Genomic DNA, 23,988 nt, shown 5'->3' on the forward strand with positions numbered 1-23,988 from the left:
CGCCGGTACGCGGCCCCGCCGCGCGGGCGCGACACCCCCTCACCGGGCCCGCCATGACAAACGTCCCCGAAACAGCGAGGCGCACCGCGCACACGTCCGCGCCTACTACCCTGGTGTCGTGACTATTCGCCTGTACGACACCAGCGCCCGGCAGATCCGTGACTTCACCCCGCTCCAGCCGGGTTGCGTCTCGATCTACCTGTGTGGTGCCACCGTGCAGGCGGCACCCCACATCGGGCACATCCGCTCGGGCCTGAACTTCGACATCATGCGCCGCTGGTTCGAGTACCGCGGCCTGTCGGTGACGTTCATCCGCAACGTCACCGACATCGACGACAAGATCATCGCCAAGTCCGCCGAACAGGACCGCCCCTGGTGGTCCATCGGCTACGACAACGAGCGCGCCTTCACCGACGGCTACCGCGCCCTCGGCTGCCTGCCCCCGACCTACGAACCGCGCGCCACCGGCCACATCACCGAGATGGTCGAGATGATGCGCGGCCTCATCGAGCGCGGCCACGCCTACGCGGCCGACGGCAACGTGTACTTCGCCGTCACCTCGTTCCCCGAGTACCTGGGCCTGTCCAACCAGGAGCTCGACAACCTGCTCCAGCCGTCCGCCGAGGGCGAGACCGGCAAGCGGGACCCGCGCGACTTCGCGATGTGGAAGGCGGCCAAGCCCGGCGAGCCGAGCTGGGAGACCCCGTGGGGCCGCGGACGCCCCGGCTGGCACCTGGAGTGCTCGGCGATGGCGCACAAGTACCTCGGCAGCGCCTTCGACATCCACGGCGGCGGCCTCGACCTGATCTTCCCGCACCACGAGAACGAGATCGCCCAGGCCAAGGCCTACGGCGACGCGTTCGCCCGCTACTGGGTGCACAACGCCTGGGTCACCATGAGCGGCGAGAAGATGTCGAAGTCGCTCGGCAACAGCGTCCTGGTCTCCGAGATGGTCAAGCGCTGGCGGCCCATCGTGCTGCGCTACTACCTCGGCACCCCGCACTACCGGTCCATGATCGAGTACAGCGAGGAGGCCCTGCGCGAGGCCGAGTCCGCGTTCGCGCGGATCGAGGGCTTCGTGCAGCGCGTGATGGAGAAGGCCGGAGGCGTCGTCGAACCCGCCACCGAGGTGCCGCCCGCGTTCGCCGAGGCGATGGACGACGACCTGGGCGTCCCGCAGGCGCTCGCCGTCGTGCACACCACCGTCCGGCAGGGCAACAGCGCACTGTCCGCCGACGACAAGGAGGAGGCCGTCGCCCGCCTCGCCGAGGTCCGCGCCATGCTCGGCGTGCTCGGCCTCGACCCGCTCGACCCGCACTGGGCCGGCGAGACCGGCCGCGGCGAGGACCTCCACGGCGTGATCGACACCCTCGTCCGCATGGTCCTCGACCAGCGCGAGGCCGCCCGCGCCCGCAAGGACTGGCCCACCGCGGACGCCATCCGCGACCAGCTGGGCCAGTCCGGCCTGGTCATCGAGGACAGCCCGCAGGGACCGCGCTGGAGCCTCGGCCCGCGCTGAGGAGCCAGGCCCCGACCGGTCCCGACCTCGGCATCCGAAGATCGACTGTGCCGTCCGGGCCTCCGGGCGGCACACTTCATAGGCACACGTCACAGACGTAAGCACCAGGTGCGTACCTGATACGCGCCAGGTACGCGCACAAGCAGCACCACCCACGACTTCATGGAGACGGATACCTCATGGCCGCGAACAACCGCCGCATGTCCGGCAAGAAGGGCGCGCAGGTCGGCAGCGGCGGCCAGCGGCGCCGGGGCCTGGAAGGCAAGGGACCCACGCCGCCCGCCGAGATGCGCAAGGGGCACGCCAAGCAGCGCGCCGCCCAGGCGAAGGCGCGCCGCGCCCAGGGCGCCCGCCCGCAGCAGCGGCGCGGCGGGGGCCGCTCGGCCTCCGAACTCGTCGTCGGCCGCAACCCGGTCGTCGAGGCGCTGCGCGAGGGCGTGCCCGCGTCCACGCTCTACGTCCAGCAGTTCATCGACAACGACGAGCGGGTGCGCGAGGCGCTCCAGCTCGCGGCCGAACGCGGCGGCATCAACCTCATGGAGGCGCCGCGTCCCGAGCTCGACCGCATGACCAACGGCCTGAACCACCAGGGCCTGGTCCTCCAGGTCCCGCCGTACGAGTACGCACACCCCGAGGACCTCGTCGCCAACGCCCACGACGAGGGTGAGGACCCGCTGATCGTCGCCCTCGACGGGGTCACCGACCCGCGCAACCTCGGCGCGGTCGTCCGGTCCGTCTCCGCGTTCGGCGGCCACGGCGTCGTCGTACCCGAGCGGCGCGCCGCCGGGATGACCGCCGGCGCCTGGAAGACGTCCGCCGGTACGGCCGCCCGTACGCCCGTCGCCCGCGCCACCAACCTGACGCGCGCGCTGGAGGCGTACAAGAAGGCCGGCATCGCGGTCGTCGGCCTGGCCGCCGACGGCGAGGCCGAGCTCGGCGACCTCACCGCGCTGGACGGACCGGTCGTCATCGTCGTCGGCAGCGAGGGCAAGGGCCTCTCCCGACTGGTCGGCGAGACCTGCGACTTCCGGGTCCGGATCCCGATGCCGGGCGGCGCCGAGTCGCTCAACGCGGGTGTGGCGGCGGGGATCGTGCTGTACGAGGCGGCGCGTCGACGGGGCTGATTCCGGAGGCTGGTGGAGGCCGCCGGACGGGGCTCTTCGCGGCCGGGAGAGTGCGGCGGGCGGGACCGGACGGATGTTCGGTGAGGTCGCCCATACGGGGTGTTCCGGGCGGTCCGGGCAGGCTTGACGCGGTCCGGACACTTCCGGCGGGTCAAGGCAGTGTCCTAACGCCGTGTCACTCGGTTAGATGAGTGTGGACACGAGAACACCCCGCACACCCACGGGGGACCGCTCGTCGGGACTCGACGACGCTCCCGCGCTGAGCATGGTGAAGGTGCCGAGCGATCCGGCGCAGGTCATCGTCAATCACGCCAGCTTCCGCGTGCAGCTGGGCGGCTCGGCGCGACGCGCCCAGTCGCCGCGGATCGCACGGCACGTGAGCGCCGCCGAGGACACCGCCCGCATCCCCGTCGTCACCACCGTGGGCACGCCGGGCCATACCGGCACCCGCCGCCGGCCCGTCGTCTGGAGCGGCCGGTCCGCACCCGACGACACCGGCGCCCACCGACTGCTCCAGGCCGTACGGCACGAAGGCGTCCGCCACGCCGACGAGCCGCTCACCCATGCCGGCGCCACCCAGGTCGTCCCGCACACCGGCACCGGGTACGACCACACCGCCGACCCGGTCACCCAGACCCTCGAAACCCCGTTCGTCGGCGCCCAGCGCCGCCCGGCCGACGGGCCCCTGCTGCCCCCGATGCGCACGGTCGGCAGCGCCTACGACGAACCCGCCTACGACGAACCCGCCCCCGACGACGGGTTCGAGGACACCGGCCGCCGCACCAGGCGGCACGGCGACGACCCGGCCCGGCACGCCTACTACCCCGGCCGCCGGATGAACCTCGGCGTCGTCCTGCTCCCGCTGCGTGTCTTCCTCGGCGGCATCTCCGTCTACGCCGGGATGAGCAAGCTGTGCGACCCCCTCTACTTCGAGGGCGGCAAACGCGGCTCCATGGTCAAGTGGCTGCACACCCTGCACCCCTGGGAAGTCGCCGAGCCGCTCCGCCAGTTCGCCCTCGAGCACCCCATCGGCTCCGGGCTCGCCATCGCCTTCGCACAGATCGTCGTCGGCGTCCTGACCGCCCTCGGCTGCTGGCAGCGCCTGGCCGCCGTCGTCGGGGCGGCGCTCTCGGCGGCCCTGCTGGTCACCGTCAGCTGGAAGAGCGTCCCCGCCTACGAGACACCCGACATCATCTACCTCGCCGCCTGGTCACCGCTGATCATCGCGGGCGCCCCCGTCTACTCCGTCGACGGCAGCCTCGCGAGCCGGGCCTGGCGCCGGCTCGGCCCCCGCGCCGACATCTGGGACCTGCGCCGGTACGTACTGCGCCGGGGCGCCCTGGTCACCTTCGTGGTCTGCGGGTTCAGCATGCTCGTCGGCTCCCTGCTCGGCGGCGCCGTACGGGACGCCGACCGGGTGGTCGTCCCCGGACCCGGCGAAGCCCCGCGCAACGAACTGCCCGGCTCCCCGCTGCCGGAGGAGTCCGGCGAACACCGGAAGAAGGAGCGGACCCCGGCCGCCTCCACCCCACCCATCCGGGACGCCACCTCGGACGCGGCGAGCCCGTCCGCCGGTACCACCACCCCGGGCGCGATCCAGGGCGCCGGCGCGGCCACCGGCACACCCAGCCAGACCCAGGGCAGCGCCGGCCAGGCCCCGCCCCAGCAGTCCTCCCCGGCCGGCCAGGCACCCAGCACCAGCTCCGGCCCCACGGCGGGCGGCACCGGCGCCTCCGGCGGCAGCGGCGCACCGAGCGGCGGCAGCGGCGGTTCCTCCGGAAGGCCGGGCCTCGTGGGCGGCCTCCTGGGATAGCCCGCACACGGCAGTGGGGTCCCGCACGGATGACGTGCGGGACCCCACTGCCGTGTGGAAGCGGCGGCTACGGCCGGCCGTCACGCACACGACGCCGGCCCGACGGGGTGACGGGCGGAAGGAAAAGACTTCAGCGGCCCTGCGCCGAGAGCTCCTTCGCCGCCTCCGTCAGGTCCTTCGCGGTGTCGATCGCCCGCCAGTAGGAGCCCTGGGGGATGGGGAAGCCGGCCAGCCGGCGCTCACGCGCCAGGTGCGGGAACGTGGTGCGCTCGTGGTCACCGCGCTCCGGGAGCAGACCGGCGAACTCCGGGGAGAAGACGTACACACCCGCGTTGATCTCGAAGGTCGACGGCGGCGCCTCGATGAAGTCGGTGATGTGCCCGAAGCCGTCCGTGCGCACCGCGCCCCACGGGATACGCGGACGGGCCAGGGCCAGGGTCGCGACGGCGTCGCGCTCGGTGTGGAAGTCGGCCATGTCGCGCAGCGAGAAACGGGTCCAGATGTCGCCGTTGGTGGCGTACCAGGGCCGGTCCGGGTGCGGGAGGTGGGCGGCGGCGTACTTCAGGCCGCCGCCGCGGCCGAGGGGTTCCGTCTCCACGACGGTGGTGACGGAGAGGGGCAGGTCGGCGGTGTCCAGCCACTTCTGCAGGACTTCGGCGAGATGGCCGCAGGAGACCACCACGTCCGTCACGCCCTCCTCGGCGAGCCAGGAGAGCTGGTGGCCGATGATCGGGGTTCCCGTGCCGGGGATCTCGACCATCGGCTTGGGGCGGTCGTCGGTGTACGGCCGAAGCCGGGATCCCTGGCCTCCGGCCAGGACTACCGCTTGTACGGGGCGGGCGACGGCTCGCGGATCGGTCATGCCCGCACTGTACGCGGCGCGGCGTTCGGGGGTGTGCGGGTGCCCTGTGCTGTGCGAGGTGCCCCGGGTTGGTGTGGGCCGGGGGGTGGTCACGCAGCCCGGCGTTTGCGGGGTACCGTCGCGCCCACCCGTGCCGCCCTGCGGCACGACTGCCCGCGGGAGCGGGGTATGCGGCTGCCCGCGGGAACGGGGGCGGGAGCGGGGCAGCCGTGTCAGCGGTTGGCTGTGGTGACGCCGGAGGCGAAGGAGGTGTCGCAGACCGGGCGGGCGTAGGACTGGGCCTTGGTGGGACCGTAGACACGGACCGCCGCCTTGCCGAGGGCACGGGCGATGGACGCGCAGTGCTTCGCCAGCGACGGGCGGTCGTTCACGGCCTGCTGGAGGTGGGTGAGCGCCACACCCGGGTTCTCCTCCTGCAGTTCGACCAGCAGCTTGTCCCGCAGCGCGTGCTGCGGCGCCTGGGCGTCACCGCGGGAGGAGGCACCGGAGGCGGCCGCGAGCACGGGGCTCGAGGAAGCCCCCGACCAATTGACCCGCGCGACCGCGAAAGTCCCGGAGAGCACCAGGACGACGGGCAGGACGAGGGCGAGGGAGCGGCCGATCCGGCGGGCGGGGCCCCGGCCGCGACGCGTCTGACGGTTAGTGGAGTGCTTCACGCGTGTGAGGGTAGCGTCCGGTAGCGACAAGAAAACATTCCGTCACCGTTACGGGGGACACGGAACTCCATACTCCGTGCGGCGTGTTGACGCATGAGGCCGAAATGACCGGTGTGCCCGGGTATTTGTCGACAACGCGAAGGGCCCCGCGGCAAGCCGCAGGGCCCTTCCACGCGATGACGTCAGTCGGACAGGCGCGCACCGGTCGACGTCGAGAACACGTGGGTCTCACCCGCGCGCGGCACGACGTGCAGCTGGCTGCCCTTCTCCGGAACCTCACGGCCACCGACACGGACCACGATGTCCTTGGCCTCGCCGCCGACCTGCGCCGTGCCGTACACGAACGCGTCGGAGCCCAGCTCCTCGACGACGTTCACGGTGACCGCGAGACCCTTGTCGGTGTCGGCACCGGCCACGTCGAAGTGCTCGGGGCGCACGCCCACGGTGACGGTCTTGTCGCTGGTCGCGGAGAGCGCGTCACGCTGCACCGGCACCACCGAGTTGCCGAACTTCACACCACCGTCGGCGATCGGAACCTCGACCAGGTTCATGGCCGGCGAACCGATGAAGCCGGCGACGAACAGGTTCGCGGGCTTGTCGTACATGTTCCGCGGGGTGTCCACCTGCTGCAGCAGACCGTCCTTGAGGACCGCGACACGGTCACCCATGGTGAGGGCCTCGACCTGGTCGTGCGTGACGTAGACCGTGGTGATGCCCAGACGGCGCTGCAGCGACGCGATCTGCGTACGGGTGGACACACGGAGCTTGGCGTCCAGGTTGGACAGCGGCTCGTCCATGAGGAACACCTGGGGCTCACGCACGATCGCACGGCCCATCGCGACACGCTGACGCTGACCACCGGAGAGCGCCTTCGGCTTGCGGTCCAGGTACTCGGTCAGGTCGAGGATCTTCGCGGCCTCCTCGACCTTCTGCCGGATCTCCGCCTTGTTGACACCCGCGATCTTGAGCGCGAAGCCCATGTTGTCCGCGACCGTCATGTGCGGGTAGAGCGCGTAGTTCTGGAACACCATGGCGATGTCCCGGTCCTTCGGCGGCAGATGCGTGACGTCGCGGTCACCGATGCGGATCGCACCACCGTTGACGTCCTCGAGCCCCGCGAGCATGCGGAGCGAGGTCGACTTGCCGCAACCGGAGGGACCGACCAGGACGAGGAACTCGCCGTCCGCGATGTCGATCTCCAGCGCGTCGACGGCGGGCTTGGTGGAACCGGGGTAGATCCGGGTCGCCTTGTCGAACGTGACAGTGGCCATGGTGAATGGTCCCCTTCTACCGGCAGGAACGTGCCGGACGATCCGAGTAGGAAGGTGAAGCCACGACGGATGCTCCGCTGTGGTGTGGTCCACACGAGTGAACTGGCACAGGACGGTACCGGGCGTTCACCTGGTTGTCAGTAGTTCCAGGGCTGTGAATTTCGCGGAAACTTTCGACCGCGGCGGTGACTTTCGTGTTTCGTACGTGATCACCGCTCGCTCGCGTAGCGGTCCGCCAGCACTCCTACCGCCGTCGCGACCGCCTCCCGCAGCCCTGCCGGGCCGAGCACCTCCGCCTCGACGCCGAGCCGCAGCAGGTCGCCGGTCGCGACCGACTCCGATTCGACGGCCAGCTCCACCTCCACCCAGCCCCGCCCGTCCGCCGGCCCCGCGTCCGCGAGCGCCCGCGCCCCCGCCGCCCCGAACTGCATCGGCAGCAGCTTCTGCCCGCGCGGTGAGAGCCGCACCCGGGCCGTGCCCTGCCGCATCGCCGCCTCCATCCGCCGGGACGACTCCGTCCAGTACGCGGCCAGGTCGAAGCCCGCGGGCCGGATGAACTCCTCGCCCGTCTCCGCCACCGCCTGGAACCGCGACACCCGGTAGGTGCGCACCGCGTCGTCCGCCAGCGCCACCAGGTACCAGATGCCGCCCTTCAGCACGAGCCCCAGCGGACGCACCTCCCGGTGCACCTCGCCGCGCCAGCGCCGGTAGCGGGTCTCCAGCACCCTGCGCTCCCACACGGCCCGCGCGATCGGCTCCAGGTACGGCACGGGGTCGGCGTCCCGGAACCAGGCCGGCGCGTCCAGGTGGAACCGCTCGCGCACCCGCCGCGCCTGGTCCGCCAGTTCGCCCGGCAGGGAGGCCTCCACCTTCAGCTGGGCGCTCGCCAGTACGGCACCCAGACCCAGGTCCCTGGCCGGTCCCGGCAGTCCCGCGAGGACCAGCGAACCGGCCTCCGCGTCCGTCAGCCCGGTGAGCCGCGTGCGGTAGCCCTCCACCAGGCGGTAGCCACCCTCCGGCCCGCGTTCGGCCCGCACCGGCACCCCGGAGGCGCCGAGCGCCTCGATGTCCCGGTACACGGTGCGCACCGACACCTCCAGCTCGGCCGCCAGTTCGGGGGCGGTCATCCGGCCGCGGTTCTGCAGCAGCAGGAGCAGGGAGAGGAGCCGGTCGGCGCGCATGGGAGCCATTGTCCCGCCGTACCTGACAGAGGATGTCAGGTATGGCGGGAAGGGTGGGGCACACCGTCGTCCACCCCGGAAGGGAACGTCCATGCCCACCACCGAGACCACCGGCCACTTCACCTTCGCCGACTGGAAGGAGAGCCCCGTCACCGAAGAGGGTGTTCTCCCCCGCCTCGCGCACGCCACGGTCACCAACGCCTTCTCGGGCGGCATCGAGGCCGAGGCCACGACCTGCGACTACGCGATCACCTACCTGACCGGCGGAACCGGCACCTTCGCCGGAATGGAGCTCGTCGCCGGCCGGGTCGACGGCCGCGCCGGCACCTTCGTCCTGGAGGAGCGCGGCCGCTTCGAGCCAGACGGCACCGTCCACTGCACCTTCGAGGTCGTCGAGGGTTCGGGCACCGAGGAGCTGACGGAGCTGCGAGGCACGGGTGGGTTCACCTACCGGCACGGGGAGACGGAGGTGGCGTACACCTTCGAGTACGACTTGGGGTGAACGGGCGGGACCTCGTCCCACAAGTGCGTGGCCCGGCGAAACCGGCTCTGTGTACAGTGGACCAGCCTTCGCGCGCGCCGCGCGGCGCCTCCTTAGCTCAGTTGGCCAGAGCAACGCACTTGTAATGCGTAGGTCGTCGGTTCGAATCCGACAGGGGGCTCAGTGGAACCCCAGGTCAGGCCCGACCTGGGGTTTTTCATGCCGTAAGACCGCGTAGCCGGCGGGCGATCTCCAGGTCCGCCTCGTCCAGCGGACGGCCCTCCTCGACCTCCCACAGGCAGTTCTGCAGCAGTCGCCCGTACGTCCACGCGCGTGCCCGCGCGCGGTCCAGGCCGAGGACGTCGGTCATGGCGTCGAAGCGCCAGGTGACGTCGTCGGGGTCGAAGCGGTTGGCGAGGGCGGGCCAGAGGTCGAAGCCGGGGTCGCCGGCCAGGGGTTTGGGGTCGATGGCGAGCCAGGGGGCGCGGTCGGAGGCGAGGACGTTCTCATCGTGCAGGTCCCAGTGGAGGAGGCGGTCGCCGGGTTCGTCGGTGACCTCGCGTACGGCGGCGGCGCAGTCGGCGACGAGGTGGCGGGCGGCCGGGTCCGGGATGCGGTCCAGGACGGCGGGGGTCCGTTCCAGCATGGCGGGTGCGATGTCGCGGAGGTGGCGCATGCCTTCGGGGGCCGGGGTGGTGTGAAGGTGGGCGAGGAGGCGGGCGATGACCAGGACGGTCTCGTGAACGTCTTCCTGGTGGGCGAGCATGCGGGTGGCGTCGAGGCGTTCCAGGAGCATGGTGCCGGTGGGTTCGTCGTGGTCGAGGAGGCGGACCGCGCCGTCGCCGTTCCACAGGCGCAGGGCGATCGGTTCGCCGTCGGTCTCGTGGTCGCGGACCTGGAGTTTGAGTACCGCGGGTGTGCCGTCCGCGCGGTCGACGGGGAGGACGAGGGCGCTCACGCCGTGCATGGGTGCGCCGGTGACGCACAGGTTCCAGCGGTGCAGGAAGGTGGCGGTGAGGTCGGGGAGGGCGGCGATGAAGGCGCGGCCGGCCTCCTTGTTGTACTTCTCCTGGGCGGCGGCGAGTCCTGCGGGGATGTCGATCATCTTTTGCACGGTAGTGGGGTCCGCTACGGCTCCAGGACGACTTTTCCGGTTGTCTCCCTGTTCTCCAGGGCGCGGTGGGCGGCGGCGGCCTCGGTGAGGGGGAAGCGGTGCACGGCGGGGGTGAGCCTGCCCTCGGCGGCCTCGGTGAGGGCGCGGAGTTCGAGGGTGCGGACGGGGTTGGGGCCGCCTGCTTTGCGCATCATCTCGGGGCCGAGGACGTTGAGGGAGACGCCTTCGACGAGGTACGGGTTGTCGCTGTTGATGCCCTGGGAGGACCAGCCGAACACGATGTGGCGGCCGTCGGGGGCGAGGAGGTCGACTGCCGTGCGGGCGGTGTCGCCGCCCACGCCGTCGTAGACGATGGTGATCTTGCCGCGGTGGGTGTCGAGTTGTTCGGGCCAGTGGGGATTCGTGTAGTCGATGGCGAGGTCGGCGCCGTTGGCGGTCACCCGGGCGGTTTTCGTGGGGCCGCCGGCGAGGCCGATGACGGTGGCGCCGGCGTTCTTGGCGTACTGCACGAGGAGGGTGCCGATACCGCCTGCCGCGGCCGGGACGAGGACCACGTCCCCGGGGCCGGGTTCGGCGAACTGCACGATTCCCATCGCCGTACGGCCTGTGCCGATCATGGCGACGGCTTCGGCGAAGTCGAGGTGCCCGGGGATGTCGTGGAGTCGGCCGGTGTCGGTGACGGCGAGTTCGGCGTAGCCGCCGGGTGCGAAGCCGAGGTGGGCGACGACGCGGCGGCCGAGCAGGTCTTCGGGGGTGTTGTCGCCGAGGGCGTCGACGATTCCGGCGATCTCGCGGCCGGGGATGGTGGGCAGGGTGGCGGGGGCCGGGGCGGGTCCTCGCATGCCTTCGCGGAGGGCTGTGTCCAGGAGGTGGACGCCGGCCGCGTGGACGGCGATGCGGACCTGTCCGGGGCCGGGTTGGGGGTCCTCGCTCTCTTCGTAGGTGAGGTTTTCGGCCGGGCCGAAGGTGTGCAGGCGGATGGCGTGCATGGGGGATCCCCTCTGGGGTCGGGTCGTGTGCCGTTGCGGCTTCCACGGTGCGACCTCAAGCGTGCTTGAGGTCAAGGGTGTTCCGGCCGAGGGCGAGGGAGACGGCTGTGAGGGCGCTGTTGAAGGAGACTTCGGAGAGCACGCCGGGGGCGGCGACCTGGTCGCCGGCTAGGTAGACGCCGTTGCCGCGGTCGATGGCGGGGCGGTCGCGCCAGCTGGTGCCGGGCGGGTCGACGGCGCCGGTGCGGCCGTTCGCGATCGCGTCCCGCCGCCAGGTGACCCGTTTCCGCCAGTCGGGGAAGGCGAGGTCCAGCAGTTCTTCCGCGCGGGCGGTGCCGTCCGTCTTGGCCTCGTGCGGGGCGATGGGGATCTGGCCCTGGACGAGTTGTTCGCCGCTGGGGGCGAGGGTGCGGTCCTGGGCGGTGAAGCGTTCCAGCCAGCCGGGTGCGTCGAGGTCGGACACGGCGAACGCGTCGCCGCGCCGGGTGCGCAGGGCGAGGTCGATCAGGACGGTGCGGCCGCTCGGCCAGGTGAGGGTGGGGTCGTCGAGGAGGCGGCGGGCGGAGTCGAGTGAGGTGGCGACGACGACGGGGGTGTCGGTGGGCGGGGTGTCGACGCGGGACAGTGTCTCCACGCGTACGCCGAGGTTCCATGCGTGGGCGGCCATGCGGTCGATGAGGCCGCCCCAGCCGCCGCGCGGGTAGTGGGCCTCCGGGGGCAGTTTGGTGGCGCGGCGCAGGCGTTCCTGTACGAATGCGGCGGACAGGGAGCCGGGGTCGTGGTGGAAGAGCGCGACCGCGGTGTAGTGGGCGGCGGCCCGTGCGCCTTCTTCGCCGGCGATGGCGGTGGCCCAGGTGAGGAAGTCGGTGTCGACGGGGGCTTGGGCGGTGCCGCGGCGCAGGAGTTTCAGCAGGGCGAGGGGTGGGGTGCGGCGGAGGGTGCCGTGGTGGCGGAGCCGGAGCCGGGCTGCTTCCAGGGGTGGGAGTGGGGCGAGGGGGCCGATGAGGTCGCGCTGTCGGAGCCAGGTCCAGTGGGGGCCGCCGTTGTAGAGGGCGTGGGGTCCGTCGTTGGTGCGGTAGGGGCCTTCGGAGGTGCGGGCCCGGCCGCCGAGGGTGTGGTGGGCTTCGTGGACGGTGACCTTGGCGCCGGCTTCGGCGGCGGTGATGGCCGCGGTGAGTCCGGCGAATCCGCCGCCGATGACGGTGATGTGGTGCATGGCTGGGGTCTCCCTGGGTCGGGGTCGCCTTCAGGCTTCGCACAGAGGACGGTGTGGGGGTGCGGGAATGTGACATGTGCGGGGTTTCCGCAGGTCGGGTGGGTTGTCAGTGGTGGGGTGCAGCATGGGGGCATGGTGAGGAGAGCGGTGGGCGGTACGGGTGTGAAGGGGGCGAGGCGTCCCGAGGTGCGGGTGCCGGTGCTGGAGCGGTGGGAGGGGGGTGGGCTGGAGCCGGACGGGGATTACGACGGGCTGGAGTTCCGGGAGGCGGACTTCGCCGGGCAGGACGGCGGCGGGGCGCGTTTCATGGACTGCGTGCTGACGGGGTGCACGCTGGACGAGGCGCGGTTGTCCCGGGTGCGGGTGCTGGACTCGGTGCTCGCCGGTGTCCGGGGCGTGGGCACCGATCTGGCCGAGGCGACCCTGCGCGATGTGGAGCTGACGGACGCGCGGCTCGGGGGGACGCGGTTGCACGGGGCGGTGCTGGAGCGGGTGCTGGTCCGGGGCGGGAAGATCGACTTCCTGAATCTGCGGTCGGCCCGGCTCAAGGACGTCGTCTTCGAGGGGTGTGTCCTGGTCGAGCCGGACTTCGGCGGGGCGCGGCTGGAGCGTGTGGAGTTCGTGGACTGCGTGCTGAAGGACGCGGACTTTTCGGGGGCCACGCTGAAGGACGTGGATCTGCGGGGTGCCGTGTCGTTGGGGATCGCGCGGGGGGTGGACCGGTTGTCGGGGGCGGTGATCAGTGCGGGTCAGTTGCTGGATCTGGCGCCGGTGCTGGCGGGGGAGCTGGGGATCCGGGTGGAGGACTGAGGGGAGGGGGTTACTTCACGCGGGGGAAGCGGGCCTGGAGGGTCCAGATGGCCGGGTTCTCGCCGAGGTCCTCGTGGAGGTCGGTCAGGTCGGCGAGGAGGTCGTGGAGGAAGTCGCGGGCTTCGCGGCGGAGTTCGGTGTGGGAGAAGGTCAGTGGGGGTTCGGAGGCGGGCAGCCATTCCGCTTCGATGTCCACCCAGCCGAAGCGGCGTTCGAAGAGCAGGCGGTCGGTGGATTCGGTGAAGTCCAGTTCCGCGTGCTGGGGGCGGGAGGCGCGGGAGCCGGCCGGGTCCCGGTCGATGTGTTCGACGATGTCGCACAGGGCCCAGGCGAAGTCGAGCACCGGTACCCATCCCCAGGCTGTGGACAGCTCGCGGTCCGTCGTGGTGTCGGCGAGGTAGACGTCTCCGCAGAACAGGTCGTGCCGCAGAGCGTGGACGTCCGCGCGGCGGTAGTCGGTCTGCGGGGGGTCGGGGAAGCGGTTGGAGAGGGCGTAGCCGATGTCGAGCACGGGGGTGATGGTGTCACGTCGGGGTGCGCCGGCCCTCATAGGATCCGGGGGTGCGCTTTCACGGCTCCTGTTCCCGCGGTGTCGTCGCCGCCCTGCTCGTGGTGTCCGTGGTGGCGTGCGGGGGTGGTTCCGGGGCTTCTGCCGGCGGTTCCGGTGTGGGTGATCCGTACTTCCCGGAGGCCGGTAACGGTGGTTACGACGTCGGTCACTACGCCCTCGACCTCGCCTACGACCCGCGTGCGCACCGCCTCACCGGCACTGCGACGATCACCGCCCGTGCGAGGGAGGATCTCTCCGCGCTGAACCTCGACCTCGAGGGTCTGGAGGTCGAGGAGGTCACCGTGGACGGTGTGGCCGCCCGCTGGAGCCGGGCGGGGCGGGAGCTGACCGTCCGGCCGCGTGAGGCGGTGGAGGGCACCTTCCGGGTGGCCGTCCGCTATGCCGGTGCCCCGGCGACCGTCACCGATCCGGACGGTTCCGAGGAGGGCTGGCTGCGTACCGCCGACGGTGCGTTGGCGTTGGGGGAGCCGGTGGGGTCGATGGCGTGGTTCCCGGGCAATCACCATCCTTCCGACAAGGCGACGTATGCCGTCGCGGTGACGGTGCCGAGCGGGTTGCGGGTGGTGTCCAACGGGGAGCCGGCCAGTGAGGAGCGGAAGGGGAGCCGTACGACGTACCGGTGGCGCACCAGTGAGCCGATGGCGAGCTATCTCGCGATGCTGGCCGTCGGAAGGTATGAGGTCCGTCGCACGGTGACGGCCGGCGGGCTGCCCGTGTACACGGCTGTCGATCCGGAGCAGGCGGGGGCGGGCCGTGCGGTTCTGGCGCGGATCCCCGAGGTGCTGGAGTGGGCGGAGCGGACCTTCGGCCCGTATCCCTTCTCCTCCGCGGGTGCGGTCGTCGAGCGTCCCGGGGACGCCGGGTATGCCTTGGAGACCCAGAGCCGGCCGGTCTTTCCCGGTGCCCCGGACATGGTGCTGCTGGTCCATGAGATCGCCCATCAGTGGTACGGCGACTCCGTGTCCCCGCGCAGTTGGCGGGACATGTGGCTCAACGAGGGGTTCGCGACGTACGCGCAGTGGCTGTGGCAGGAGGAGCACGGGGGCGACAGCGCGCAGCGGACCTTCGACCTGCTGTATGCCGGTTCGTATTTCCCGGACGCGGGGACGAACGAGGCGTTGTGGTCCTTCCCGCCGGCCGAGCCGCCGGGCGCGGCGGACATCTCGGCCACTCCCGTGTACTGGCGTGGTGCGATGGTGCTGCACAGGATCCGGCAGACGGTCGGTGACGATTCCTTCTTCGCCCTGCTCCGGGGCTGGGCGCGGGAGCACCGTCACGGCAACGCGGGCACCGGTGACTTCACGGCGTATGTGGAGAGGTCGGCCCCGGGGGAGGATTTCACCGGGATCTGGGAGGACTGGCTGTACGGGGAGGGGCGGCCGGAGCGGCCCTGAGGGTGTGCCGGAGCCCCGGCCGGGTGGTTGCCGCCCGGCCGGGGACCGCGTCGTGAGCGGGGTGTCCGTCAGACGTTCACACCGAAGTCCTGGGCGATGCCGACGAGGCCCGAGGCGTAGCCCTGGCCGACGGCGCGGAACTTCCACTCCGCGCCGTTGCGGTACAGCTCGCCGAAGACCATGGCGGTCTCGGTGGCGGCGTCCTCCGACAGGTCGTAGCGGGCGATCTCGGAGCCGCCGGCCTGGTTGATGATGCGGATGTAGGCGTTGCGCACCTGGCCGAAGTTCTGGCTGCGGTTCTCGGCGTCGTAGATCGACACCGGGAAGACGATCTTGTCGATGTCGGCCGGGAGGGCGGCGAGGTTGACGTTGATCGCCTCGTCGTCGCCGGCGCCCTCGCCGGTGCGGTTGTCACCGGTGTGGACGATGGTGTTGTCCGGGGTCTGCTTGTTGTTGAAGAACACGAAGTGGGCGTCGGAGTAGACCTTGCCCTGCGTGTTGACCGCGATCGCCGAGGCGTCGAGGTCGAAGTCCGTGCCGGTGGTGGTGCGGACGTCCCAGCCGAGGCCCACGGTGACGGCGGTCAGGCCCGGAGCCTCCTTGGTGAGCGAGACGTTGCCACCCTTGGACAGGCTTACAGCCATTGTTGGGAGTCCCTTCCCTCGTTTGCGTACGGCTAGAAGCTACCGCTACCCCATTGAACGCGGAGAGGGGTGCGAGAGGTTCCAGGTCTCTTTACTTTCTTTACCCGTGTCGCGGGACCGGTCCCCCGAGATCCGGATATTCGGGTGACGTGGCCCGGTCAGGCGCGGGAACCTGTAGGGCATGTCCGGTCCCTATGTCATCCGCGGTTCCGTCGTCCTGCCCGAGGCGGAGCTCATGTGGCGTTTCTCGCGGTCGTCCGGGCCCGGCGGGCAGCATGTGAACACCAGTGACTCCCAGGTCGAGCTGCGTTTCGACCTCGCTCGTACCGAGGCGTTGCCCGAGGTGTGGAAGCAGCGGGCGCTGGAGCGGCTGGCCGGGCGGCTGACCGGTGGTGTGATCACCGTTCGCGCTTCGGAGCACCGTTCGCAGTGGCGTAACCGGGAGACGGCGGCGGTGCGGCTGGCGGCACTGCTCGCGGAGGCGAGCGCGCCGCCGCCGAAGCCGCGCAGGCCCACGCGTGTTCCGCGGGGGATCAATGAGCGGCGGTTGCGGGAGAAGAAGCAGCGGGCCGAGACGAAGAGGGGGCGTTCCTCGCGGGACTGGGGATGACCTCCCAGTTCCCCCTGGGGCGTGGCCCCGGCCCCCGGGTGCGGCCTCCGGCCCTGGGTGTGGCCTTCGGCCCCTGAGGTGTGGGCCTCCCGGCCGGGGATCAGTGTCCCTGCGGGTGCGTTGTGGCTGGTCGCGCAGTTCCCCGCGCCCCTTTGGGGCGCGTCCCTGTCGGGGCGCGCCCACGCGACGGTAGTCGCATGTCGGGTACAGCCCCGTGCCCCTTTGGGGCGCGTCCGCCGCAGGTTTCCATCCGGTGGTCGATGCGGGGTCTCGAACGCCGTTCAGTCCGGTCGGTGCAGCTTCAGGACGCCCACCGTCTCGTTCTCGACGAGTTCGCCGGTTTTGTGGAAGCCCAGGTTCAGGTAGAAGTTCTCGGGGCCGTTGTCGCCGGGGTGCCAGGTGGCGTAGAGCTCGTGTGTGCCCCGGCGGCGGAGTTCCCCGGCCACCGACCGGACGGCGAAGCGGCCGTAGCCCTTGCCCTGCTCCTCCGCCGCGATGTTGAGGCGCCACAGGCCGGAGCGGATGACGCTGCCGCCGTCCTCGTGCCAGTCGACGTCGAGGAAGGCCATCAGGAAGCCGACCGCGCGGTCGCCGTCCATGATCAGGCGGGGCCAGGCCGTACCGGGATGCACGTAGGCCTCGGCGAGGGACTTCACCACCGGCGCGACCGCGAATTCCTGGTCGGGGCGGACCCGTATCCCGAGGGCGGTCTTGAGGTTCTCCGGGGTGATCTCTTCGAGGCGGAGTGCGGTGGGCGTCGTCATCCGGGCACCCTAATCAGGTAAATCCCGTACGGGGAAAGTGATTTCGGCGACGGCGGCAAATCGTTCAGCCCAACTGCCGGTAACGGCCCCGGAAATACGTCAGCGGACCGCCTTCCGCGCTCGGTACCCGGGCGGCCAGGACGCGGCCGATCACCAGGGTGTGGTCCCCGGCCGGGACCCGCTGCTCGGTACGGCACTCCAGGGTCGCCAGCGCGCCGCCCACCAGGGGCGCCCCGCTGTGCTCGCCGCGCAGGTACGGGATGTCCGCGAAGAGCAGGCGGTCGCTGACCCGGCCCTTCATCGCGAAGCGGCCCGCGATGTGCCGCTGGCTCTCGGAGAGCACGGACACCGCCCACAGGGGCTGCTCGTCGAGGAGCTCGTCCATGCGGGAGCCGTTGCGCAGGCTGACCAGCACCAGCGGCGGGTCCAGGGAGACCGACAGGAACGCGGTGGCCGTCATGCCGACGTCCTCGCCGGCCGGTGCCGAGGGGTCGTCGGGGTCCAGGGGCGGCTCCTGCGCGGTCACCAGGACCACGCCGGCGGCCAGCCGGGACAGGGCGGCTCGGAACTCGTCGTTGCTCACCCCCTCAGCATGCCGGGCGGCGGGCGCGGTGGTGATCGTGGACGGGGTGGAAGTGTTCGGCACGCCGGAAACGCTAATCTCCGCTCCACAGGCACCGCATCGGACCCCGGCCCGAGCCGGGACCTAGGACCAACGCCCGAGTCGGGCACAGTCCCCGCACAAGCATCACAAAAACTGCGTTCGTCAAAAGCGAGGGAAAATCGCGGAAAATCCACGCAATTGTTCACGTTTGCCTGTGACTTGAGTCACAAGGGGCAAGAATTGTTGACCCTGTGTACCGAGTGGGCAGCGCGCTGTGATTCAGTGGCGGGGAAGCTGCTGGGACGATACGCCGAAGACAACCCTTGATTCGCTGCGAGGTCTCGGGGGGAGGGCGAGGATGGAGACCGAGTCGGAACCCTACGTCCGCCTTGCGTCGCTGCGGCAACTCCACCGGGCCATGGCCGACATGAACACGGCCCGCAGCCTGGCGGACACGCTGCAGACGGTCGCCGACGGTGTCGTGGACGCCCTCGGTTACGAACTGGCGTGCGTCAATCTCGTACGCCCCGACGGTGATCTCGTGGTCGCCGCCCTCGCCGGGAACTCCGCCGCCGAGGCCCTCATCACCGGCCGGACCGGCTCCCGCGAGTCCTGGGACCGCCGCCTCGGCATGGGGGAACGCTGGGGCGATCTGGTCTTCATCCCGCACACCGAGGGCTGGGTCCTCGACGACGACGACGTCCCGCAGTGGTACACCGATGGGCCCGCGCCCCGCTTCGAGGACGAGTGGCACCCCTCCGACCGGCTCTTCGCCCCGATGTACGCCCCCGGCCCGCAGGGCGGCGGCACCTCCGGGGAACTGGTCGGCGTCCTGTCCGTGGACCGCCCGCGCAACGGCCGCCGGCCCGGCGCCTGGGGCCGCGAGGCGCTCCAGATGTACGCCTTCCAGGCCGCCATCGCGATCAGCAACGCGCGTCTGCGTGCCAACATGCAGCGCGCCCTGGTCCGCCTGGAGCGCGACCAGCAGGCGCTGCGGGCCAGCGAGGAAAGCTTCCGGCAGGCCTTCGAGTACGCCCCCTCCGGCATGGCCATCGCCGAGATGGGCGGCGACCAGCACGGCCGCATCCTGCGCACCAACGACGCCCTGTGCCGCCTCCTGGGCCGTCCCGCCTCCGCGATGCGCCGTTACTCCTTCTCCGACCTCGTCCACCCCGAGGACATAGGCACCCTGCTGCGCACCTCCGCCGAGGGCGGCCGGGCCGAGCTGCGCCTGTGCCGCCGCGACGGCACGTACGTCTGGGTGTCCCTGCGCAACAGCGTCGTCGCCGACGCCGCCGACGGCCCCCGCTTCCTGCTCACCCACGTCGAGGACATCGAGGAGCGCAAGCGCCGCGAGCTCCAGCTCGCCCACCGCGCCTCCCACGACTCGCTCACCGGACTGCCGAACTCCGCCGAGCTGCGGGCGCGGCTGTCCGCCCGGCTGTGCCGGCAGCAGCCGCAGGGCGTGCTGCCCGCCTCCGCCGCCTCCATGGAACCCTTCGAGTCCTTCGACTCCGCGGACTCCTTCGACGCCGCCTACGGCCCGCCCGCCTTCGACCGGGGCCACGACTTCGACTTCCCGCCGGGCGCCGAGACGTACGACGGCTACGACCACCACGTGCACACCGTCGCGCCCGCCACCGAGTTCGACGACGGCGCCAAGGGGCTCGCGGTGCTCTTCTGCGACCTCGACGGCTTCAAGTCGATCAACGACCGGTTCGGGCACAACGCGGGTGACGCGGTGCTCATCGAGGTCGCCCACCGGCTCGCAGGCGGTGTGCGCGACGGCGACACCGTCGCCCGGCTCGGCGGCGACGAGTTCGTGATCCTCGCCGACGGGCTCGGCCGGGCCGACGCCCAGGACCTCGCCGTCCGGCTGCGCAACGAGATCATTCAGCCCATCCGGGCCGAGGGACGGGCCGTGCGGGTCGGCGCCAGCTTCGGCATCGGGTGGGCGCAGTGCGGGATGACGGCGGACGAAGTGCTGAAGTCGGCCGACGAGCGGATGTACGTCGAGAAACGATCTCGTCCCAAACAGCACAGACGCGCGGGATGAAGCGCAGGTCAGTGGGTTGATGCGGTGCGGGTCACCCGTTCGGGCCATGGGAAGCGGGTAGGCTCGTTCTCTCCACACTCGTACCGCACCCGATCCGCAGCTAGGAGCACCAAGGGATGACGGCCGGCAACAACGGCGCGAGCACGCCGGAGGACGACGACCCGTTCGGCTACCTCTACGCCGACGGGCAGGCCAACGGGGCCCAGCCGCCGTCCGGGGGCTACGGCTACCCGAACTCGGTCAACCGGGTGCGGCCGGTCGGGACCCGCCAGTACGGCCAGCAGGCGCAGCCCGCTCCGCAGCAGCAGGGCGTGTACGGCCAGGCGAACGCCCACTACGCCGCCCCGGAGACGCTGCCCGGCGGCGCTCCCACCGCCCCGTCGCACCAGTCGTCGCACGGCGGGGGCGGCCGGGGCCGCGGCCCGAACACCAAGGGCCTGCTCATCGGCGCGATCGCGGTGGTCGCCGCGGTCGTGATCGGCATCAGCGTGGCTGTGATCGGCGGCGACGACGAGGACGGCGGCGGCAACCAGGCCGACTCCACGCCGACCCAGTCCCAGGACAGCGGCGAACCGACCCCGTCGGCGAGCAAGAGCGCGGGCGAGGAAGAGAAGGCGGAGCTGCCCACCGCCGACGCGAAGGCGCTGCGGCTGGGCGGTTCGGCCGCCCTCGCGTCGGACGTCGAGGGAGCGCAGTCCGACGGCGGCAGCTACGTCGCCAACCTCAACCAGCCGGGGAACTCGGTCACCTGGACCGTCAACGACATCCCGGAGGACGGTGCCTACACCGTCTTCGTGCGCTACAGCACCGCCGACGAGCCCCAGTCGATGACGCTCACCGTCAACGGCAAGGAGTTCGGCTCCAAGCTCAACATGGACAACTTCGCCCGCGCCAAGGACGGCGACTTCTCCAAGGGCTGGACCCAGACCTTCGCCTGGCCGACCCTCAACAAGGGCTCCAACACCATCTCGGTCTCCTGCGCCGACGGCGACAAGTGCAACGTCCTGGTGGACCAGCTGTGGCTGAAGGAGGGCCAGGTCAAGGAGTGACCCGGCCTACGCCGCGGTCGCTTCCCCGGTCACCGTGACCCCCGTCAGCAGCTCCTCGTAGGCCGCCCGGTCGAAATCGCCGGCCGTGGGGGACAGGACCGTCGCCGCCGACAGGGCGACCGCGCGGGCCAGCCGGTCCGGCCAGGGACGGTGCTCCACCAGGGCCGACAGCAGGCCCGCGACGGCCGAGTCGCCGGCGCCGGTCGGGTTGCCGGTGAGGTGGTGCGGAGGGGCCGCGCGCCAGCGGCCCTGCCCGGTCACCGCGAGGAGGCCCTGCGGGCCCAGGGAGGCGACCACCGCGCCCGCGCCGCGCCGACGGGCGTCCTGGGTGGCGCGCAACGGCTCGTGGAAGCCGGTCAGTTCGGCCAGTTCCTCGGCGTTCGGCTTGAGGATGTCGGGCCGCCCCGCGACCCCGCGGCGCAGCGCCGCACCGCTGGTGTCGAGGAGGGTGGGGACCCCGGCCGCGCGGGCGGTGCGGATCAGGCCCGCGTAGGCGCCCACCGGGACGCCCGGGGGCAGGCTGCCGCACAGGGCCACCGCCGAGGCGGTGGCCAGCAGGTCCCCGTACACCTCCTGGAACGCGGACCACTCGGCGTGGGTGATCACCGGGCCGGGCTCGTTGAGCCGGGTGGTGGTGCCGGAGCGTCCGTCGGCGACGGCGACGGTGCGCCGGGTCGTGCCGGAGACCGGGACCAGCGCGTCCGTCAGGTGCGGGACCTCGGCGAGCCGGTCGTGCAGGATCCGGCCCGTCGTGCCGCCCGAGAAGCCGGTGACCGTCACCTCGTGGCCGAGGGCCGCGAGCACCCGCGCCACGTTGACGCCCTTGCCGCCGGGGCGTTCCGTCACCTCGGCGACCCGGTGGGAGGCCCCCGGCCGCAGGGACGGTACGCGATAGGTGATGTCGAGAGCGGTGTTCAGCGTGACCGTGAGGATCACCGGGCCGACCTCCCCCTTGATGCCTGCTTCTGCCGTGAAACCCGTGGTCACGATCATGCCAAACGGACGACGGTCGGCCCACCCCCCGGACCGGCCGCCGTCCGTCGACGGCGGGACGGATCAGCCCAGTTGGGGATGGACCACCCATTCCCCCTGCCGCATGACGCCCACCAGGTCGAAGGCGGCGTCCAGCACCACCAGGTCGGCGTCCTTGCCGGGCTCCAGGGAGCCGATCCGGTCGTCCAGGCCGAGCAGCCGGGCCGGGTTGGCGGAGATCGCCCGTACGACGTCCTCGACGGGCAGCTTGTCCACCGTCACCGCCCGCTTGAAGGCGCGGTCCAGGGTGAGCGTGGAGCCGGCGATCGAGCCGCCCTCCACCAGCCGGGCCACCCCGTCCGCGACCTCGACCTCCAGGGGGCCGAGCATGTAGCGGCCGTCGCCGAAGCCGGCCGCGTCCATCGCGTCGGTGATGAAGGCGACCCGCGCGGCGCCCGCGTGGTGGAAGGCGAGCTGGAGGGCGGCCGGATGCAGGTGGGTGCCGTCGTTGATCAGTTCGACGGTGACCCGCTCGTCCTCCAGCAGGGCGGTGATCGGGCCGGGGGAGCGGTGGCCGAGCGGCGGCATCGCGTTGAACAGGTGGGTGGCGACGCGCGCGCCCGCGTCGATGGCCTGGAGCGTCTGCTCGTACGTGGCGTCCGTGTGCCCGACCGCCGCGATCACCCCGTGTTCGGTGAGCAGCCGTACGGAGTCCAGGCCGCCCGGCAGCTCGGTCGCCAGCGTCATCATCCTCGCCTGCCCGTGTGCGGCGTCGAGCAGTTTGCGCACCTCGGCCGGGTCGGGGTCGCGCAGCAGCTCCTCGTCGTGCGCGCCCTTGCGGCACGGGGAGATGAACGGCCCCTCGAAGTGGATACCGGCGATGTCGCCCTGCTGGGCCAGTTCGGCGAGCATCCCGGCGTGCCGGGCGAGGAAGTCGAGGTCACCGGTGACGGCGGAGGCGACCACCGTGGTGGTGCCGTGCGCGCGGTGGGTGCGCACGCCCTTGAGGACGTCCTCGGCGGTGCCGCCGGCGAAGGAGGCGCCGCCACCGCCGTGGTTGTGGAGGTCGACGAAGCCGGGGACCACCCAGTGGCCGCTCAGGTCGACCGTCTCGGCACCGGCGGGCGCCTCTCCCGGACCTCCGGCGGGCTCCGGCCCGGGGGAACCCCCACCCGCGATCCGCGTGCCCTCGACGATCACGCGGCCGTCGTCCACGGTCCCGGTGGGCAGGACCACCCGGGCACCGGCGAGAACCTTGGTGGGGGCCATCAGGTGGTTACCTCCGAGGGATACGAGGGGTCAGTGGTGTCGATCAGGTCCCAGGCGAGGAGTCCCGCGCCCAGGCATCCGGCGGTGTCCCCGAGGGCCGCGGGGACCAGGGACGGCAGTTTCTGGAAGGTGATCCGCCGCCGGACGGCCTCCCGCAGCGGTGTGAACAAGGTTTCCCCCGCCTCGGCGAGCCCGCCACCGATGATCAGCGTCCGGGGGTCCAGCAGGGTGAGCGCGGTGACCAGCCCGTCGGCGAGCGCGTCCACCGCGTCCTGCCACACCTGACGGGCCCGTACGTCCCCGGACTCGACGGCCTTCGCGCAGTCCGCCGCGTCCGCGTCCGGATCCCCGCAGGCCGCCGCCCACGCCTCGCTCACCGCGGCGGCGGACGCGAACCGCTCCAGACAGCCGCGCTGCCCGCACGGACAGGGGGCGCCTTGGGGCCGTACGACGATGTGGCCGATCTCGCCCGCGAAACCGTGCGCGCCCGCCTCCACCCGGCCGTCGACGCCGATGGCACCCGCGATGCCGGTACCCAGCGCCACGAACAGGAACCGGTCGGCGCCCCGGCCGGCTCCGATGCGGCCCTCGGCGAGACCGCCGGTGCGCACGTCGTGGCCGAGGGCGACGGGGACGCCGCCGAGGCGTTCGGTGAGCAGCGCGCGCAGCGGGACGTCGCGCCAGCCGAGGTTGGCCGCGTAGACGGCGATGCCCTCCGTCTCGTCGACGATGCCGGGGACGGCGACGCCGGCGGCGGACGCGGCCTCGCCGTACCGCCGTACGCCGTGGGCGCGCAGGTCCGCCGCGAAGTCGAGGATGCCCGCGACGACCGCGTCCGGGCCGCGTTCACGGCCGGTGGCCCGGCGGACCTGGTGCAGCAGCGTGCCGTCCGCCCCGACCAGGGCGGCCTTCATCCCGGTGCCGCCCACATCGAGGGCGATGACGTGTTTCACGTGGAACAGTGTGACCCCCGGACCCGCAAGAGGTCTAGTCCACTCGCGTGGTGTAGACCTTATTCC

The 23,988-nt window shown here is 71.8% G+C and carries 23 protein-coding genes and 1 tRNA gene; 10 read left to right on the forward strand and 14 right to left on the reverse strand.

Annotated elements, in window-relative coordinates; genetic code table 11:
- Nucleotides 1-118 precede the first annotated feature (118 nt).
- From cysS to IH50_RS0121005, 3 genes are all read left to right on the forward strand, one after another.
- Nucleotides 119-1,519: a cysteine--tRNA ligase gene (cysS, locus tag IH50_RS0120995; RefSeq protein ID WP_030864339.1), complete on the forward strand. Its 1,401-nt coding sequence runs from the start codon at nt 119-121 to the stop codon at nt 1,517-1,519.
- Between the two features lie 179 nt (nt 1,520-1,698).
- Entirely contained in the window at nt 1,699-2,643 is a 945-nt protein-coding gene (rlmB, locus tag IH50_RS0121000; RefSeq protein WP_030864343.1) for a 23S rRNA (guanosine(2251)-2'-O)-methyltransferase RlmB, read from the forward strand.
- Nucleotides 2,644-2,830: 187 nt separating this feature from the next.
- Nucleotides 2,831-4,456 carry a DoxX family protein gene (locus IH50_RS0121005; protein ID WP_078914051.1) on the forward strand — a complete coding sequence of 542 codons (1,626 nt, stop codon included), beginning with the start codon at nt 2,831-2,833 and terminating at the stop codon, nt 4,454-4,456.
- Nucleotides 4,457-4,586: 130 nt separating this feature from the next.
- On the opposite strand, the gene IH50_RS0121010 is transcribed toward IH50_RS0121005, so the two are convergent.
- The 4 genes from IH50_RS0121010 to IH50_RS0121025 form a co-directional block, all read right to left on the reverse strand.
- On the reverse strand, nt 4,587-5,318 hold the full coding sequence (locus IH50_RS0121010) for a nucleotidyltransferase family protein (protein ID WP_030864364.1): 732 nt from the start codon (nt 5,316-5,318) through the stop codon (nt 4,587-4,589).
- A gap of 212 nt (nt 5,319-5,530) precedes the next feature.
- Complete coding sequence (locus IH50_RS0121015) at nt 5,531-5,974, reverse strand: hypothetical protein (RefSeq protein WP_030864377.1); 444 nt, start codon at nt 5,972-5,974, stop codon at nt 5,531-5,533.
- Nucleotides 5,975-6,156: 182 nt separating this feature from the next.
- Nucleotides 6,157-7,245: an ABC transporter ATP-binding protein gene (locus IH50_RS0121020; RefSeq protein ID WP_030864379.1), complete on the reverse strand. Its 1,089-nt coding sequence runs from the start codon at nt 7,243-7,245 to the stop codon at nt 6,157-6,159.
- Nucleotides 7,246-7,454: 209 nt separating this feature from the next.
- Entirely contained in the window at nt 7,455-8,426 is a 972-nt protein-coding gene (locus tag IH50_RS0121025) for a helix-turn-helix transcriptional regulator (RefSeq protein ID WP_199822114.1), read from the reverse strand.
- A gap of 91 nt (nt 8,427-8,517) precedes the next feature.
- Here IH50_RS0121025 and IH50_RS0121030 point away from each other — a divergent pair, with 91 nt between their 5' ends.
- On the forward strand, nt 8,518-8,928 hold the full coding sequence (locus IH50_RS0121030) for a DUF3224 domain-containing protein (protein WP_030864383.1): 411 nt from the start codon (nt 8,518-8,520) through the stop codon (nt 8,926-8,928).
- An 86-nt stretch (nt 8,929-9,014) separates the two neighbouring features.
- A tRNA-Thr gene (locus IH50_RS0121035) sits at nt 9,015-9,088 on the forward strand.
- Nucleotides 9,089-9,124: 36 nt separating this feature from the next.
- Here the strand turns inward: IH50_RS0121035 and IH50_RS0121040 are convergent.
- From IH50_RS0121040 to IH50_RS0121050, 3 genes are read right to left on the reverse strand one after another with little or no spacing between them, the layout of a single operon-like run.
- Nucleotides 9,125-10,012, reverse strand: a complete 888-nt coding sequence (locus IH50_RS0121040) for an aminoglycoside phosphotransferase family protein (RefSeq protein ID WP_030864385.1) — start codon at nt 10,010-10,012, stop codon at nt 9,125-9,127.
- Nucleotides 10,013-10,035: 23 nt separating this feature from the next.
- Entirely contained in the window at nt 10,036-11,010 is a 975-nt protein-coding gene (locus IH50_RS0121045; protein ID WP_030864387.1) for a zinc-binding dehydrogenase, read from the reverse strand.
- Between the two features lie 55 nt (nt 11,011-11,065).
- Entirely contained in the window at nt 11,066-12,226 is a 1,161-nt protein-coding gene (locus IH50_RS0121050; protein WP_030864389.1) for an FAD-dependent oxidoreductase, read from the reverse strand.
- 132 nt (nt 12,227-12,358) lie between these two features.
- Between IH50_RS0121050 and IH50_RS0121055 the strand changes: the two genes are divergently transcribed.
- Nucleotides 12,359-13,036, forward strand: a complete 678-nt coding sequence (locus tag IH50_RS0121055; RefSeq protein WP_078914057.1) for a pentapeptide repeat-containing protein — start codon at nt 12,359-12,361, stop codon at nt 13,034-13,036.
- Nucleotides 13,037-13,046: 10 nt separating this feature from the next.
- Here the strand turns inward: IH50_RS0121055 and IH50_RS0121060 are convergent, their stop codons facing one another.
- Nucleotides 13,047-13,547: a hypothetical protein gene (locus tag IH50_RS0121060; protein ID WP_030864392.1), complete on the reverse strand. Its 501-nt coding sequence runs from the start codon at nt 13,545-13,547 to the stop codon at nt 13,047-13,049.
- 50 nt (nt 13,548-13,597) lie between these two features.
- On the opposite strand from IH50_RS0121060, the gene IH50_RS0121065 reads away from it, so the two are divergent.
- On the forward strand, nt 13,598-15,001 hold the full coding sequence (locus IH50_RS0121065; protein ID WP_030864395.1) for a M1 family metallopeptidase: 1,404 nt from the start codon (nt 13,598-13,600) through the stop codon (nt 14,999-15,001).
- 68 nt (nt 15,002-15,069) lie between these two features.
- Here IH50_RS0121065 and IH50_RS0121070 read toward each other — a convergent pair whose 3' ends face one another.
- The gene (locus IH50_RS0121070; RefSeq protein ID WP_030864397.1) at nt 15,070-15,645 is read right to left on the reverse strand and encodes a TerD family protein; all 576 of its coding nucleotides are present in this window, start codon (nt 15,643-15,645) and stop codon (nt 15,070-15,072) included.
- A gap of 181 nt (nt 15,646-15,826) precedes the next feature.
- Here IH50_RS0121070 and arfB point away from each other — a divergent pair, with 181 nt between their 5' ends.
- Entirely contained in the window at nt 15,827-16,255 is a 429-nt protein-coding gene (gene arfB, locus IH50_RS0121075; RefSeq protein ID WP_030864400.1) for an alternative ribosome rescue aminoacyl-tRNA hydrolase ArfB, read from the forward strand.
- A gap of 281 nt (nt 16,256-16,536) precedes the next feature.
- On the opposite strand, the gene IH50_RS0121080 is transcribed toward arfB, so the two are convergent.
- Together IH50_RS0121080 and IH50_RS0121085 are read right to left on the reverse strand one after the other, a co-directional pair.
- The gene (locus IH50_RS0121080) at nt 16,537-17,019 is read right to left on the reverse strand and encodes a GNAT family N-acetyltransferase (RefSeq protein WP_030864403.1); all 483 of its coding nucleotides are present in this window, start codon (nt 17,017-17,019) and stop codon (nt 16,537-16,539) included.
- 64 nt (nt 17,020-17,083) lie between these two features.
- Nucleotides 17,084-17,665, reverse strand: coding sequence for a flavin reductase family protein (locus IH50_RS0121085; protein ID WP_030864406.1), 582 nt, complete (start codon nt 17,663-17,665; stop codon nt 17,084-17,086).
- Nucleotides 17,666-17,981: 316 nt separating this feature from the next.
- Between IH50_RS0121085 and cdgB the strand changes: the two genes are divergently transcribed.
- Together cdgB and IH50_RS0121095 are read left to right on the forward strand one after the other, a co-directional pair.
- Nucleotides 17,982-19,679 (forward strand): diguanylate cyclase CdgB, encoded by a 1,698-nt coding sequence (gene cdgB / locus IH50_RS0121090; RefSeq protein WP_030864409.1) that lies wholly within the window; start codon nt 17,982-17,984, stop codon nt 19,677-19,679.
- 116 nt (nt 19,680-19,795) lie between these two features.
- Nucleotides 19,796-20,728, forward strand: a complete 933-nt coding sequence (locus IH50_RS0121095; protein WP_030864412.1) for a carbohydrate-binding protein — start codon at nt 19,796-19,798, stop codon at nt 20,726-20,728.
- Between the two features lie 6 nt (nt 20,729-20,734).
- Here IH50_RS0121095 and IH50_RS0121100 read toward each other — a convergent pair whose 3' ends face one another.
- The 3 genes from IH50_RS0121100 to IH50_RS0121110 form a co-directional block, all read right to left on the reverse strand.
- Nucleotides 20,735-21,664 carry a 1-phosphofructokinase family hexose kinase gene (locus IH50_RS0121100; RefSeq protein WP_030864414.1) on the reverse strand — a complete coding sequence of 310 codons (930 nt, stop codon included), beginning with the start codon at nt 21,662-21,664 and terminating at the stop codon, nt 20,735-20,737.
- A 120-nt stretch (nt 21,665-21,784) separates the two neighbouring features.
- Complete coding sequence (nagA, locus tag IH50_RS0121105; RefSeq protein WP_030864415.1) at nt 21,785-22,969, reverse strand: N-acetylglucosamine-6-phosphate deacetylase; 1,185 nt, start codon at nt 22,967-22,969, stop codon at nt 21,785-21,787.
- Nucleotides 22,969-23,922 carry an ROK family protein gene (locus tag IH50_RS0121110; protein WP_030864418.1) on the reverse strand — a complete coding sequence of 318 codons (954 nt, stop codon included), beginning with the start codon at nt 23,920-23,922 and terminating at the stop codon, nt 22,969-22,971. The genes nagA and IH50_RS0121110 overlap by 1 nt, the downstream gene beginning before the upstream one ends.
- Between the last annotated feature and the right edge of the window lie 66 nt (nt 23,923-23,988).

The sequence above is a fragment of the Streptomyces sp. NRRL S-37 genome (assembly GCF_000721605.1).
Lineage (GTDB): Bacteria > Actinomycetota > Actinomycetes > Streptomycetales > Streptomycetaceae > Streptomyces.

Excerpts from the sequence above, each read along its gene's own strand:
- rlmB (WP_030864343.1), top strand. The coding sequence starts at position 1,699 with ATGGCCGCGAACAACCGCCGCATGTCCGGCAAGAAGGGCGCGCAGGTC.
- IH50_RS0121005 (WP_078914051.1), top strand. The coding sequence starts at position 2,831 with ATGAGTGTGGACACGAGAACACCCCGCACACCCACGGGGGACCGCTCG.
- IH50_RS0121010 (WP_030864364.1), bottom strand. The coding sequence starts at position 5,318 with ATGACCGATCCGCGAGCCGTCGCCCGCCCCGTACAAGCGGTAGTCCTG.
- IH50_RS0121020 (WP_030864379.1), bottom strand. The coding sequence starts at position 7,245 with ATGGCCACTGTCACGTTCGACAAGGCGACCCGGATCTACCCCGGTTCC.
- IH50_RS0121025 (WP_199822114.1), bottom strand. The coding sequence starts at position 8,426 with ATGCGCGCCGACCGGCTCCTCTCCCTGCTCCTGCTGCTGCAGAACCGC.
- IH50_RS0121030 (WP_030864383.1), top strand. The coding sequence starts at position 8,518 with ATGCCCACCACCGAGACCACCGGCCACTTCACCTTCGCCGACTGGAAG.
- IH50_RS0121040 (WP_030864385.1), bottom strand. The coding sequence starts at position 10,012 with ATGATCGACATCCCCGCAGGACTCGCCGCCGCCCAGGAGAAGTACAAC.
- IH50_RS0121045 (WP_030864387.1), bottom strand. The coding sequence starts at position 11,010 with ATGCACGCCATCCGCCTGCACACCTTCGGCCCGGCCGAAAACCTCACC.
- IH50_RS0121050 (WP_030864389.1), bottom strand. The coding sequence starts at position 12,226 with ATGCACCACATCACCGTCATCGGCGGCGGATTCGCCGGACTCACCGCG.
- IH50_RS0121055 (WP_078914057.1), top strand. The coding sequence starts at position 12,359 with ATGGTGAGGAGAGCGGTGGGCGGTACGGGTGTGAAGGGGGCGAGGCGT.
- IH50_RS0121070 (WP_030864397.1), bottom strand. The coding sequence starts at position 15,645 with ATGGCTGTAAGCCTGTCCAAGGGTGGCAACGTCTCGCTCACCAAGGAG.
- arfB (WP_030864400.1), top strand. The coding sequence starts at position 15,827 with ATGTCCGGTCCCTATGTCATCCGCGGTTCCGTCGTCCTGCCCGAGGCG.
- IH50_RS0121080 (WP_030864403.1), bottom strand. The coding sequence starts at position 17,019 with ATGACGACGCCCACCGCACTCCGCCTCGAAGAGATCACCCCGGAGAAC.
- cdgB (WP_030864409.1), top strand. The coding sequence starts at position 17,982 with ATGGAGACCGAGTCGGAACCCTACGTCCGCCTTGCGTCGCTGCGGCAA.
- IH50_RS0121095 (WP_030864412.1), top strand. The coding sequence starts at position 19,796 with ATGACGGCCGGCAACAACGGCGCGAGCACGCCGGAGGACGACGACCCG.
- nagA (WP_030864415.1), bottom strand. The coding sequence starts at position 22,969 with ATGGCCCCCACCAAGGTTCTCGCCGGTGCCCGGGTGGTCCTGCCCACC.